General features: G+C 71.2%; 14 protein-coding genes. 7 read left to right on the top strand and 7 right to left on the bottom strand.

Annotated elements, in window-relative coordinates:
* Positions 1-8: 8 nt before the first annotated feature.
* On the top strand, positions 9-575 hold the full coding sequence (locus PP359_RS14275) for an NADPH-dependent FMN reductase (RefSeq protein ID WP_036321432.1): 567 nt from the start codon (positions 9-11) through the stop codon (positions 573-575).
* Positions 576-653: 78 nt separating this feature from the next.
* Here the strand turns inward: PP359_RS14275 and PP359_RS14270 are convergent, their stop codons facing one another.
* Entirely contained in the window at positions 654-1,010 is a 357-nt protein-coding gene (locus tag PP359_RS14270) for a UBP-type zinc finger domain-containing protein (RefSeq protein WP_112931080.1), read from the bottom strand.
* A 40-nt stretch (positions 1,011-1,050) separates the two neighbouring features.
* Positions 1,051-1,767 (bottom strand): alpha/beta fold hydrolase, encoded by a 717-nt coding sequence (locus tag PP359_RS14265; RefSeq protein ID WP_295775890.1) that lies wholly within the window; start codon positions 1,765-1,767, stop codon positions 1,051-1,053.
* A gap of 199 nt (positions 1,768-1,966) precedes the next feature.
* Here PP359_RS14265 and PP359_RS14260 point away from each other — a divergent pair, with 199 nt between their 5' ends.
* Positions 1,967-2,932, top strand: a complete 966-nt coding sequence (locus tag PP359_RS14260; RefSeq protein WP_036321465.1) for a GlxA family transcriptional regulator — start codon at positions 1,967-1,969, stop codon at positions 2,930-2,932.
* A 9-nt stretch (positions 2,933-2,941) separates the two neighbouring features.
* On the opposite strand, the gene PP359_RS14255 is transcribed toward PP359_RS14260, so the two are convergent.
* Positions 2,942-3,859: a helix-turn-helix domain-containing protein gene (locus PP359_RS14255; protein WP_378792298.1), complete on the bottom strand. Its 918-nt coding sequence runs from the start codon at positions 3,857-3,859 to the stop codon at positions 2,942-2,944.
* Between the two features lie 141 nt (positions 3,860-4,000).
* On the opposite strand from PP359_RS14255, the gene PP359_RS14250 reads away from it, so the two are divergent.
* The 4 genes from PP359_RS14250 to PP359_RS14235 all read left to right on the top strand — a co-directional run bounded on the left by PP359_RS14250 (position 4,001) and on the right by PP359_RS14235 (position 6,269).
* The gene (locus PP359_RS14250) at positions 4,001-4,582 is read left to right on the top strand and encodes a TetR/AcrR family transcriptional regulator (RefSeq protein WP_051039661.1); all 582 of its coding nucleotides are present in this window, start codon (positions 4,001-4,003) and stop codon (positions 4,580-4,582) included.
* A gap of 66 nt (positions 4,583-4,648) precedes the next feature.
* Positions 4,649-5,242 carry a sulfite oxidase-like oxidoreductase gene (locus PP359_RS14245; RefSeq protein ID WP_036321443.1) on the top strand — a complete coding sequence of 198 codons (594 nt, stop codon included), beginning with the start codon at positions 4,649-4,651 and terminating at the stop codon, positions 5,240-5,242.
* On the top strand, positions 5,239-5,964 hold the full coding sequence (locus tag PP359_RS14240; RefSeq protein WP_112931084.1) for an FAD-binding oxidoreductase: 726 nt from the start codon (positions 5,239-5,241) through the stop codon (positions 5,962-5,964). Before PP359_RS14245 ends, PP359_RS14240 begins: the two co-directional genes overlap by 4 nt.
* Entirely contained in the window at positions 5,961-6,269 is a 309-nt protein-coding gene (locus PP359_RS14235) for a DUF6510 family protein (protein WP_036290207.1), read from the top strand. Before PP359_RS14240 ends, PP359_RS14235 begins: the two co-directional genes overlap by 4 nt.
* Here PP359_RS14235 and PP359_RS14230 read toward each other — a convergent pair.
* The 4 genes from PP359_RS14230 to PP359_RS14215 all read right to left on the bottom strand — a co-directional run bounded on the left by PP359_RS14230 (position 6,266) and on the right by PP359_RS14215 (position 12,201).
* Positions 6,266-7,294, bottom strand: coding sequence for a helix-turn-helix domain-containing protein (locus PP359_RS14230; RefSeq protein ID WP_378792301.1), 1,029 nt, complete (start codon positions 7,292-7,294; stop codon positions 6,266-6,268). The two genes, PP359_RS14235 and PP359_RS14230, sit on opposite strands and share 4 nt — an antisense overlap.
* Positions 7,295-7,399: 105 nt before the next feature.
* On the bottom strand, positions 7,400-8,989 hold the full coding sequence (locus PP359_RS14225) for an AMP-binding protein (RefSeq protein WP_499250895.1): 1,590 nt from the start codon (positions 8,987-8,989) through the stop codon (positions 7,400-7,402).
* 138 nt (positions 8,990-9,127) lie between these two features.
* Positions 9,128-10,210, bottom strand: a complete 1,083-nt coding sequence (locus PP359_RS14220) for a Glu/Leu/Phe/Val dehydrogenase family protein (protein ID WP_499250894.1) — start codon at positions 10,208-10,210, stop codon at positions 9,128-9,130.
* Between the two features lie 68 nt (positions 10,211-10,278).
* Positions 10,279-12,201, bottom strand: a complete 1,923-nt coding sequence (locus tag PP359_RS14215; protein ID WP_499250893.1) for a heavy metal translocating P-type ATPase — start codon at positions 12,199-12,201, stop codon at positions 10,279-10,281.
* Between the two features lie 105 nt (positions 12,202-12,306).
* On the opposite strand from PP359_RS14215, the gene PP359_RS14210 reads away from it, so the two are divergent.
* Entirely contained in the window at positions 12,307-12,783 is a 477-nt protein-coding gene (locus PP359_RS14210) for a YbaK/EbsC family protein (RefSeq protein WP_005052264.1), read from the top strand.
* Positions 12,784-12,785: the final 2 nt, after the last annotated feature.

Below are 12,785 nucleotides of genomic sequence, written 5' to 3'. Positions count from 1 at the left end.
TCACCCGCATGACCACGTACAACGTCGGCATCATCATCGGCAGCATCTCGTCGACCTCGATCAACCGTCGCCTCGCGAACGCTCTGGTTCGCCTTGCGCCGCAGGCCGACCTCACCCTCACCGAGCTGCCCATCGCCGCTCTGCCGTTCTACTCCGCCGACAACGACGGTGCGATCCCCGCCGAGGCCGCCGCGTTCAAGTCCTCGATCGAGTCGTCGGACGCCGTCATCATCGTGACCCCCGAGTACAACCGCTCAGTGCCCGGCGTGCTGAAGAACGCGCTCGACACGGCGAGCCGTCCGTGGGGACAGAACAGCTTCGCCGGCAAGCCGTCGGCCGTCATCGGCGCCTCCATCGGCGCGATCGGCACCGCGGTCGCCCAGCAGCACCTGCGCTCGATCCTGTCGTTCCTCGCCTCGCCCGAGCTGTCGCAGCCCGAGGCGTACATCCACCTGCGCGACGGTCTCATCACCGATGACGGCGAGGTCACCGACGAGTCGACCGCCGAGTTCCTCGTCTCGTGGCTGAAGGCCGTGCACACCCACGTCGCGAAGTCGCTCAGCTCCGCCGAGTGATCATCGCCGCTCGCTGAAGGGGTGCCCGCCGTCCGGCGGGCACCCCTTCGTCTGCAACCGGCAACCAGAGGCGGCGCGTCAGGCACCGTCCCGCGTGCGCATGAGCTGCAGCTCCCAATCGGCGGGCAGGCGATCGGCGGGGCCGGGCACCGGCTGATCCAGCGGGTGGCTCGTCGGGGGCGCGAGCGAGGGACCGATCACCGCCGTCTGTGCGCCGTAATCCCACCACCAGCTCTCGCCCGGCTCGTAGCTCTGCACGTAGCGGTGGCCGGAGTCCGCCGCGTGCGCCGATGCGTGGCGATGCGGCGACGAGTCGCAGCAGCCCACGTGACCACACGCGGCGCAGCGGCGCAGATGCAGCCACCATCCGCCGACCGCCTCGCAGTCGGCGCAGCCGTCGCCGCTGGGTGCGGCACTCACATCGATCTGCGGCATCCGTCGACCCCCTCCACGCGGGCGAGCCCGACCACTCTTCTCAGCCGATCTCGGCGATCGCGTCGGTGATCACTCGCGCCACCTCGACGGGGTGGGTCTGCATCACGAGATGCGGTGCATCCAGTTCCACGACCTTCCGCAGTCCCGCGCGCTGGTATCCGAAGCGCTCGACGTCGGGGTTGATGGTGCGATCCGCCGCCGACACGATTCCCCAGGCCGGCTTCGTCTTCCATGCCGCCGCCGGCGCACCCTCGCCGAACGCCAGCGCCGCCAGGGGCCGCTGCGAGGCGGCGAGCACCTGTGCGTGCGCCAGGGCGACGCCGTGGGCGAACACCTCCGGGAAGGCATCCACCTCGACCGTCACGTCCGTGCCCGGCTCGCCGCCGTCGACGGGGAACGGCGTGTACACCAGGTGCTGGGCGAGGTCGGAGTCGGGAAAGCCGCCCTGCAGCTCTCCGAGGCTCTCACCCTCCGTGAGTGCGTATCCGGAGACGTAGACCAGTCCGACGACGTTCTCGGCCATGCCCGCGACCGTGATGACCGCCCCGCCATACGAATGACCGGCCAGCAGCACGGGGCCGTCGATCTGCTCGACGACGGAGCGGATGTAGGCGGAGTCGCCGATGAGACTGCGATTGGGGACGGCGGGAACGCGGACGCGCATTCCCTGATCGAGCAGGGCGCGGGTGACGGGGGCCCAGCTGGCCGCGTCGGCGAATGCGCCGTGGATGAGGACGATGGTCGGTGTCTCGGTCATGGCCGGCTCCCTCTCTGCGCGGGGCGTCGACCCGATGCCGATCCGCTCCCGCCCGGCCACCGTAGGCAGCCGTGGCCGCAGCGAGGCAGGGCCGACTGTCGAAAAGGCGGCTCGACATCTGTCGAGCGCCTGCGCGGGCGTGTCGGCGCCGGGCGGGGGACAATGGCACGTGCCGCGTCGCGGCGAGAAGGGAGACACCGTGCCCGCTGCACGTCGTCGCATCGGTTTCCTGCTCTTCGACGGCGTGAAGGCGCTCGATGTGATCGGTCCGGCGGAGGTGTTCGCCGAGGCCAATCTGACCGCCGACACGTACGATCTCGTCTTCCTCTCCGCGTCGGGCGCAGATGTCATGACGAGCATGGGTCTCGCCTTCGGCGTCCACGCTGCGGCATCCGACAGTGGTCCCCTCGACACGATCGTCGTCCCCGGGAGCGAGTGGGCGCCGGACGTCTTCGACGACGCCGAGCTGCGCGCCGCCATCGTCCTGCTGTCGCGTCGGGCGCGTCGCGTCGCGTCGATCTGCAGCGGCGCCTTCGGCCTCGCCGCCGTGGGTCTGCTCGACGGCGGCCCCGCGACCACGCACTGGAAGTTCGCGGACGAGCTGGCTCGTCGACACCCGGCCGTGCGCGTGGATGCCGAACATCTCTTCACGCGGCAGGGTGAGGTCTTCACGTCCGCCGGCGTCGCCGCCGGCATCGACCTCGCGCTGTGTCTCGTGGAAGACGACCTCGGCGCGGACGTCGCCCGCACGGTGGCGCAGGGCCTTCTGGTCTACATGCGCAGAGCCGGCGGTCAGGCGCAGTTCTCGGCACCGCTGCGCGCCCGCACGCCGCGCACGTCGCTGGGCGCCGCCATCGCGGCGTATGTCGCCGAGAACCCGACGCGCCCGCTGACGGTGGGCGAGCTGGCCGCGCACGTCAACGTCAGCACGCGACACGTGACCCGCGTCATCCGTGACGAGCTGGGCGCGACGGCCGCCTCCTACGTCGCCGCGGTGCGCCTGTCGATCGCCGTCGGACTGCTCGAGTCCGGGGCGGCGGTCACCGAAGCTGCGGCGTCGGCCGGGTTTCCCTCCGTCGTGGCGCTTCGGCGCGCCTTCGCGGCGCAGTACCGCATGACGCCCTCCGAGTATCAGCGCCGGTTCCGCCGCACCGCATCGGTCTAGACCGCTGGCTCAGGACGCGATCTCCTCGGCATCCGCATCATCGTCGACGCAGATCGGGTCGAGCTCCGCGGCCACCGCCACGGCCTGCGCTGGGTCACCGTCCGCGGGCGCCCTGTTCGCGTCGCGCACCAGATCCGCCAGCGCGGCGACACCGGGTGTCTGCGGCTCAGCGAAGAAGAGGGTCATCGTCCACCCCGCCGCCCCGGCGAGCGTGAGCGACTCGGCACGCAGCGTCACCCAACCGTGTGCGTCGATGTACACCATCGGCCACGCGTTGAACTGCGGCCCGACACCGCATGCGCCCCAGATGCGCCGAAACCGGTCGTCGGTGCGGCCGAGCGCTGCGACGATCTGGCGGAGCCTCGCATCGCGTGGATCCGCGTGGTATCTGAGCGATGCGACGAGGGCGCGCGCCGTGCGCTCCCAGTGCGCTTCGGAGTGCGGGTCGGGATAGTGGGCGAACACCGACATCACGAGGTTCATGCCGGGACGCAGCCCACCCGGTGCCAGGAGGAGACCGGGCCGGTTGACCGCGACGACGTCCATCGTCGCATTCGAGATGTAGGCGGGCGTATCACGGTGCAGGCGCAGCAGGTCGAGAGCACCCGACGGCATCTGGCCGGTCGCCGCCGGTTCGGCATGTCCGGCTGCCAGCGCGGCCATGCGCCGCAGATGCTCGTCTCCGTAGTGGTCGAGCCGCAGCGCGCGGCTGAGCGCGGAGAGCACCTGCTGGGACGGCTGGTGGCCGCGCCCCTGCTCCAAGCGCAGGTAGTAGTCCGCACTGATGCCGGCGAGATCGGCGACCTCCGTGCGTCGCAGGCCGGCCACCCGTCGCCCCCGCTCTGCGGCCAGACCGACGCTCTCGGGGCTCAGCGATTCGCGGCGGTCGCGCAGAAACTCGGCGAGAGGGTTGCGCGTGCCGTCCATCGTTCTCCTCGGGGTTTTGGAGAGGGCATTCCAATTGTGGATCCCGCGTCGCCCTCAGCGTGGGGCGCAAACGGACAGGAATGCGCCGGATCCGGACCGATCCGTGAGGTGTCCACCCGCCGACGGAGTACGTTCGACACCGTGGGTCGACCCCGGCGATATGACGAGAACGAGCTCCTGGATGCCGCGCAGGAGCTCTTCTGGACGCGCGGATATGATCGCACCTCCGTCGAGGACATCGCTGCGGCATCCGGTGTCGCCACCAGCAGCCTGTACGCGACGCACGGCTCCAAGCGCGACCTTTTCCTTCAGGTCTTCCGGCGGTACTGCGCAGGCCGCGTCGATGTCGTGGCGGATGCCGTGTCGGACAGCACCGATGACGGAGACGAACTGCTCGCGATATTCCTGCGCCGCGTGGTCGACGACTGCGTCTCCTACCCCGACCGCCGCGGATGCCTCATGCTCACCAGCCTCACCGAACTGCGTGAGCGCTTCCCCGAAGTGGTCGAGATCTCCACCGTCACGATCGCGGCGATGGAGGAGGCCGTTGCGACCGCGCTGGCCCACACCGCCCATCGCGCCGGGCGCCGGCTGCACGCGCGCGACGTCGCCGCCCGCGCCGAGCAGGCGGTGCTGGCCTCGCAGGCCGTCATCCACCTCAGCCGGCTTCCCCTGCCGCGGCCCCGTCTGCTCGCGATGGGCGAGGCCCTCTTGAGGTCCTGACAGAATCCGTCAGACGTCGAAAGCCTCCGCCGGGCCTTCGCGGTAGATTCGCACCAGGAGGCGAGCATGGCAGAGTTCAGCAGAGGCTTCGGATCCCGCCGCCGCGAGTCGGATGCGCAGCTTCCGCCGGGGCAGTACCTCACGGCGGACTTCCCCGTGCTGTCGGCGGGTCCGACGCCGCGGATCGCGACCGAGGAGTGGGAGTTCTCGGTGGTCACCGAGACCGGGCAGACGACATCGTGGTCGTGGGAGCAGCTGCAGGCGCTTCCGATCGAAGACATCCACACCGACATCCACTGCGTGACCCGGTGGTCCAAACTGGGCACCCGATGGCGCGGTGTGTCGCTCGACACGCTGCTGGAGGGGGTCGCGACGACGGCCGTCTCGGCGATGGCGCACTCCTATGGCGGCTACACGACCAACGTGCCGCTCGTCGATCTCCGCGGTGGACGGGCGTGGGTCGCCTTCGAGTTCGACGGCGCTCCTCTCGCACCCGAGCACGGCGGTCCCGCGCGACTGCTCGTGCCCCACCTCTACTTCTGGAAGAGCGCGAAGTGGGTGCGCGGGCTCGTCCTGCAGGAACGCGACGATCCCGGCTTCTGGGAGCAGAACGGCTACAACCTCCATGGGGATCCGTGGCGGGAGGAACGCTACTGGTGAGCGCCTCGGCCTGGCTTCCGGCCCACGTGGCCGCGGTTGCCGCCCTCACCGCACATGCCCGTCGGATCACCCTGGACGTGCCCGCCTGGCCGGGCAATCTGCCGGGCCAGCACCTCGACGTGCGTCTGACCGCTGAGGACGGATACCAGGCAGAACGGTCGTACTCGATCGCAAGCATCGGAGATGGTCCGCTCGTCGAGCTCGCGGTCGACGAGGTGCCTGACGGCGAGGTGTCGCCCTACCTCGTCCGCGACGTCCAGCCGGGTGACTTCCTCGAGGTCAAGGGACCCCTCGGCGAGTACTTCGTCTGGCGTGAGGACGATCCCGCGCCCGTGCAGTTGATCGCGGGGGGATCGGGGGTCGTGCCGCTGCTGGCCATGGCTCGCGCGCGTGCCGTCGCCGACGGTGCGGCTCCGTTCCGGCTGCTCTGCTCGACCCGTTCGCCAGACGACGCGATGTACGCCGACGAGATCTCCCGCCTTCCACCCGCCGCGTTCACGGTGTCGTGGGTCTACACACGCCAGCCGCCGCCCGGGTGGCCGCGAACGGCAGGCCGCGTCACCGATGCCGAGCTGGCGCAGCTGTGCTGGCCGCCCGCGGAGCGCCCCGCCGTCTTCGTGTGCGGGCCGACGTCGTTCGTGGAGGCGGTCGCCGACGCGCTCGTTCGCATCGGGCACGAGCCGGCGCGGATTCGCACGGAGAGATTCGGAGGGTCATCATGACGACGGATGCCGTGGCGCACCCGACGCCCGTCGGGCGCCGCGTCGCTCGAGTCGACGGCAACGCACTGGCGGGGATGCTCTCCGGCGTGTTCGCCGACGACCCGACCTCGATCGTCGTCGTGTGCGGGCATTGCGCGCGCTCGGGACCGTTGGCCGAGGCCGTCGTGGAGCGCGACGAGCATGCTGCGATCGTGCGCTGTCGCGGGTGCTCCCGCACGCTCATGACGGTCGTGGCGGCGCCGTCGGGTCCGGCGATCAGGATCGCCGCCCTCGCCGAGCTGATCAGCCCGACTGCCGCCCGCTAAGCCGACGCCAGCTCGGGTCGGGCCTCCCACAGTCTCGCGGTCTTCAGCGCGAGGTGCAGAGTGCTGCGCTGCAGGCCGTCGGCCAGCGCTTCGCGCACCGCCGAGGGCATGTGCTCGAGGCGGTAGTAGAGCGTCGTGCGGTGGATGTGCAGCCGGGCACAGGTATCGGGTGCCCGGCCCGCCTCGTCAAGATAGGCCTCGATGGTCTGACGCTGCACCTCGTCACCGGCGGTCAGCAGCGCGTGCGCGGCGGGGGAGACCAACTGAAGCAGGCGCGGCGAGGCGGGGACGGACTGCACCAGCATCCATCCACCGAGATCTTCCGCCCGCGGCGCGAGTGCCTGCGGCATCGTGGCACGCAGACGCGCGGCATCCAGGGCCTGGCGGATCGTCGGCAACGGATCGTCGCGATCGGGCGGGCAGTCGGCGGTCGCGAGAGCAGACGGGCGCGCCGCGTGCGCGCGCTTCTCGCGCTCGACGGCGGCGATGCAGGCCGCCATGTCGACCGTCGCGGGGGAGATCAGGACGACGGCGTCGTCGACGATGTCCACGAAGTCGGTCGGCGCGGGCAAGGCTGCGGCGAGGCGGCGCCCCAGCGCGATCTGTTCCACCTCGCCGGCGCCGTTCGCGAGCACGGCCCAGACGCGCAGCGGTTCATCGGGCGCGACGACCCATCGCCGGGAGCGGAGCTCCCACAGCGCGTCGGTGCGCGCGGTGGCATCACCGGCGAGCAGGGCGGCGCAGACGCGCTCGCGTCGGCCGCCGTCGCCGCCGTGTGCGCGTGCCAGCAGATGGACGGCGGCGTCGACCACACCCCAGGCACGCGAATCCAGGTCGCCCGCCGAGCGACCGATGACGCGCAGGGTCAGTGATCCGACACCGACGGCAACATCGACGAACCGCGCACCGGCGACGGGCTCCGATACCGCCGCCGCCGGCTGTCGGTCGCCCGACGCGCTGCCGGTCAGGCGCACCCGCGCCCCCAACGATCGCGCCACCTGGTCGATCACCTCGATCGTCTTCATGCCCGTCTCCTCGCGTCGCCCCGGTGAGGCCACGGTAGGACCGGCACGACCTCGCGAGCGTGGCCCTTTCATGGCCACCACCGTGCGCGAGCGGCGCGGATGCCGTCAGCCGGCGTGTTCGCGGGCGCGCAGATCCTTGCGCAGGATCTTTCCGGACGTCGACTTGGGGATCGACTCGATGAACTCGACGCGGCGGATCTTCTTGTGCGGCGCGACGTTGTCGGCGACGAAGCCCATCACCTCCTCCGCGGTGAGCCCGGAGTCGGGCGCGGGCACGATGAACGCCTTCGGGATCTCCTGCTTGTCGTCGTCCAGCACGCCGATGACCGCGGCATCCATCACCTTCGGATGACCCAGCAGCAGCGCCTCCAGCTCGGCCGGAGCGATCTGGTAGCCCTTGTACTTGATGAGCTCCTTCACGCGGTCGACGATCGAGAAGTAGCCGCCGTCGTGGTAGACGGCGATGTCGCCGGTGTGGAGGAAGCCGTCGGCATCCAGGGTCTCGGCCGTCGCCTCGGGCTTGTTGAGGTAGCCGAGCATGACGTTCGGGCCCTGCACCCACAGCTCGCCCGGCCGGGTGCGCCCGTCGTCTTCGATCTCGGTGATCTCCTCGCCGGTCTCGGTGTCGACGAGCTTGCACACGATGTTCGGCAGGATCGTGCCCACCGAGCTCACCGGGATGTCATCGCGCGTATACGGCATGGCGTGGGAGACGGGGCTCAGCTCGCTCATGCCGTAGCCCTGCATCATGCGCGCGTTGATGCGGCGCGCGGCGATCTCGGCCGTCTCGCCGTCGAGCGGCGCGGCGCCGGAGAACACGGTGTGCACCGTGGAGATGTCGAACTGATCGACGATCGGATGCTTGGCGAGAGCCACCGCGATGGGCGGAGCGATGTACAGGTACGTGCAGCCGTAGGTCTGGATGTTGGTGAGGAACTGCACGAGGTCGAACTTGGGCATGGTGACCAGGGTCGCCCGCTGCTTGAGCGCGAGATTGAGCAGCACCGTCATGCCGTAGATGTGGAAGAAGGGGAGCACCGCGAGCACGCGGTCGGTGTTCTTGAGATCGATGTTGATGCGACACTGCGCGACGTTCGCGACGAGGTTGCGGTGACTGAGCATGACGCCCTTGGGAATGCCGGTCGTCCCCGACGAGTAGGGCAGGACGGCCACGTGCGTCGCCGGGTCGAACGACACCTCCGGCGCGGCACGGCCCTCGCCGAGCAGGCTGCGCAGATCGGGATGCCCGTCGGCACCGTCGAGCACGACGAGTCGCTCGGTGGGGATGCCGACGGCCTCTGCCGCCTGCTGCGCGGCGCCCAACAGCGGGCTCACGGTGATGAGCCAGCTGGCCCCGGCGTCTCGCAGTTGCTTCTCGATCTCGCCGGCGGTGTACAGCGAGTTGATCGTCGTCACCGTCGCGCCGGCGCGAAGGATGCCGTGGAACACGGTGGCGAACGCCGGCACGTTCGGGCAGAGCAGACCGAGCACGGTGTCGGTGCCGACGCCGCGAGCAGCCAGCGCGCCGGCGAAGGCGTCGACCTGCGTCTTGAGCGCGCCGTAGGAGGTCTCGGCGCCCGTTGCCGGATCGATGAGGGCGATGCGCGCGGCGTCATCCGCGCTGAGATCGGCGAACAGGTCGTCGTAGATGCTGACGTCCGGGATCTCGACATCGGGGAAGGGGCTGGTGAACACGGCGGTCTCCTTCGACGGCGGGCGGCGAATGCCCGCGCGGACCGGCGACGCTGCCGGGTGCGTCCATCATGCCACCGTCGGACGCGTATGCGGCACGCGGTCTCTACATCTGCGAGACCGCGTGCCGCCACGCGGGCGTCAGACGAGCACGGCGCTCTCCCGAGCACGACGGCCGATCGCGAGGCGCTCGGCGGCGCGCTCTTCCGCGGCATCCAGCGGTGTGATGTCGCGCGCGGCCGCATCGGCGAAGAGAGCGCGCATCGTGTCGCCGATCGCGGCGACACGATCCATGATCTGGCTGCGCGTGCCCAGGTGCTTCGCCTCCAGGTCCAGGTACACGACGCCGCCCGCGTTGACGACGAAGTCGGGTGCGTAGAGGATGCCGCGCGCCGCGAGGCGATCGGCACCCGAGCGGTGGGCCAGCGGGTTGTTCGCCGGGCCGCAGACGGCGCGCGCGGCGAGCGCGTCGATGGTGTCGGCGTCGAGCACGCCGCCGATGCCCGCGGGCACGAAGACGTCGGCCTCGATGAGGTGCTCCGAGCCCGGCTCGACCCATCGTGCGCCGAGCTCGGCGGCGAGGGTGCGCTTCGCGGGGTTCACGTCGGTCACCGTCAGCACCGCGCCTTCTGCGCTGAGGCGGACCGCGAGTCGGCTGCCGACCTGACCGAGCCCGGAGATCGTGATCCGTCGCCCGACGACCTCGGGCGTGCCGGTCACCTGCTCGAGCGTGGCGCGCAGCGCCTCGTACACGCCGAGGCTCGTCGGGCCCGCGGGTTCGCCCGAACCGCCGACGGCGTCGGGCAGGCCGACCACGTGCGCGGTCCGTTCGCTGACGACGAGCATGTCCTCCGTCGTCGACCCGACATCCTCCGCGGTCCGGTAGCTGCCGCCGAAACGGTCGACGGCGTCGCCGAGGTCGAGGTACGCCGCACGCCGGCGATCGGCGTCGAGCGTCGTTCCCGGCGGCAGACAGATCACGGATTTGCCGCCGCCGGCGTCCAGCCCGGCCGCGGCGTTCTTGAGTGTCATCGCGGCCGACAGCCGCAGGGCGTCGCCGACGGCGTCGCTCCAGTGCGGGTAGGTCCACATCCGGGCGCCGCCGAGGGCGGGCCCGAGCGTCGAGGAGTGCAGGGCGACGGTGATGAGCAGTCCGCTGCGCGGGCCCGTCGTCACCTCCACGCGCTCGTGGGAGAAATCGGGCAGGGGCAGGGTGTGCGTCATCGCATCCTCTTTCGGCGGGCCTTGTGGGCGGTGCTCGGTGGATGCCGCGGCGTTGCGGCATCCACCCCCTATTGTGCCTCCACGGGCACCGATCGCGGGGGTGCGGCCGTGTGTGCGGCATCGGGCGCGACGTCGGTGCCGGGGTCGGAGAGATCGAACCGACGCCCGCGCAGTGCGCGCAGCGCGTACAGGATGGTCGCCAGATCGATCACTTCCTGTCCGAGCGCACCGATGACGGCGGGCACCAGCCCGGTCGTCGCGAGCAGCATCGCCGCGACGCTGAGGGCGATGCCGATCCAGATGGCGACGTAGGCCACGCGCAGTGTGTCGCGGCCGATCGCGACCGCCTCGGCCACCTTGGTCAGCGAATCCTTCAGCACGACGGCGTCCGCCGCGTCGCCGGCGGCGGTGGCTCCCCGTGCGCCCATCGCGATGCCGATGTCGGCGGCGGCGAGCACCGGCGCATCGTTGACGCCGTCGCCGACCATGAGCACGGGGCGCGGCGTCATCATCGCGGCCAGATGCACCTTCTCGGCGGGCAGCAGGTCGGCGTGCACCTCGTCGACCCCCACCGACCCCGCCACGGCGTCGGCGGTGGGCCGGGCGTCGCCGGTGAGCATCGTGACGCGTTCCACGCCGTGTCCGCGCAACCAGCGCACGACGGCACGCGACTCGGGCCGTGCGCCGTCGGCGAGGACGAGGGCTCCGGCGAAGCGGCCGTCGACGGCCACGTACGCGGCCGCCTGCCCCGCAGCCAGCGCGGTGAGCGTGGTGTCGGGTGCGAGCGACGCGACGTAGGCCGGCTTTCCGACCACCACGCGCCGTCCGCCGATCACGGCGGTCACCCCGTTGGTCGCTTCCTCGTGCGCGTCGTCGGCCGGCTCCACCACGATGCCGCGCGCAGACGCGGCGCGGCGGATGCCGTCGGCCAGCACATGGGCGGAGTACTGCTCGGCCGACGCCGCCCACGTCAGCAGCCGTTCGGGATCGATCCCGGGCGCGGGGCGCACATCGACCAGCACGGGCCGGCCCTGGGTCAGGGTTCCGGTCTTGTCGAAGGCGGCGGAGCGCGCGCGTGCCAGCTGCTCGATGACGGCGCCTCCCTTGACGATGATGCCGGCCTTCGCCGCGCGCGAGATGCCGCCGAGGAAGGCGACCGGAGCCGCGATCAGCAGCGGGCAGGGTGTGGCCAGCACGAGCACCTCCGCGAACCGGACGGAGTCGCCCGACAGTCCCCACGCCGCTCCGGCGATGGCGAGCGAGACCGCCGTGAAGGGGATCGCGAATCGGTCGGCCAGGCGCACCATCGGAGCGCGCGATTCCTGCGCGGCACGCACGAGAGCGATGATCTGCTGATATTGGCTGTCGGCGCTGCGCCGGAGAGCGCGCACGCGGATCGCCCGCGATCCGTTGACGGCACCCGAGAGCACGGTCTGGCCGGCGGTGCGTGTGACCGGCATGCTCTCGCCGGTCAGCGACGACTCGTCGAAGCTCGCCTCCTCCGACAGGAGGGTGCCGTCCACCGGAACGACCTCGGCCGGCCGCACGAGAAGCTCGTCGCCGACGGCGACCTCGTCGGCGGGAATGTCCCGCGTCTCGTCACCGGCGCCCGGACGGCGCACGTGCGCGATCTGCGGTGCGCGATCCAGCAGCGCCGTCAGCTCGCGCGTCGCGCGACGGCCCGCGTAGTCTTCGAGCGCCTCGCCCCCGGAGAGCATGAGCACGATGATCAGCGCCGCGATCGTCTCGCCGACAGCGAGGGTCGCGACCATCGCGACGACGGCGAGCACGTCGAGCCCGACATGACCACGCATCACGTCGCGGACCATGCCGATGATCGTCCAGACGACGATCGCCGATACGTAGGCGGTGGTGATCGCGGTCGCCCACCCGCCCTGCCCCGCGCCGACCAGTGCAGCGGCGACGATGCCCACGACGACGGTCGCGGTGATCACGGGATACCGCCCGAGGGCGGCGACGATGCGGCGCATGCCCCCAGCATTCTCCTCGTACCGCGGGCCCGCCAGTAAGGCTGGATTGCCTTGCCTGGACGATGTCGGCGACGTTCGCGGGGCGGTCCGCCCTAGGCTGGCGACATGACCGAGAACCTGTCGCCGCGCAGTCGCATCGTCCACGAGGCCCTTCGCTCCGCCGGAGTTTCGGGGGAGATCATCACGCTTCCGGATGCCGCATCGACGGCGGCGCTCGCCGCTGCCGCGCTCGGCGTCGAGGTCGGGGCCATCGCGAACAGCCTCGTCTTCATGTCCGACGGCGAGCCGCTGCTCGTGATGACGAGCGGGGCGCACCGCGTGGACACGGCGGCTCTCGCCCAGCGCCTCGGCCGGCGCAGCATCGTGCGGGCCTCGCCGGATGAGGTGCGCGCCGCGACCGGCCAGGCGATCGGCGGCGTGGCGCCCACCGGCCACCCCGCCCCGCTGGCCACGGTCGTCGACGAGGCGCTCGCCGGGTTCGACGAGATCTGGGCGGCCGGCGGCACTCCCCACACGGTGTTCCCTCTCACCTTCGACGAGCTCGTCCGGCTCACCGGCGGCACCGTGAGCGCCGTGGACTGAAC

Origin of the sequence: Sphingomonas sp. BLCC-B65, assembly GCF_028550675.1 — a bacterium.
Classification (GTDB): domain Bacteria; phylum Actinomycetota; class Actinomycetes; order Actinomycetales; family Microbacteriaceae; genus Microbacterium.
The sequence above is the reverse complement of the archived record's forward strand: the minus strand, read 5'-3'. Positions and strand labels throughout refer to the sequence as shown.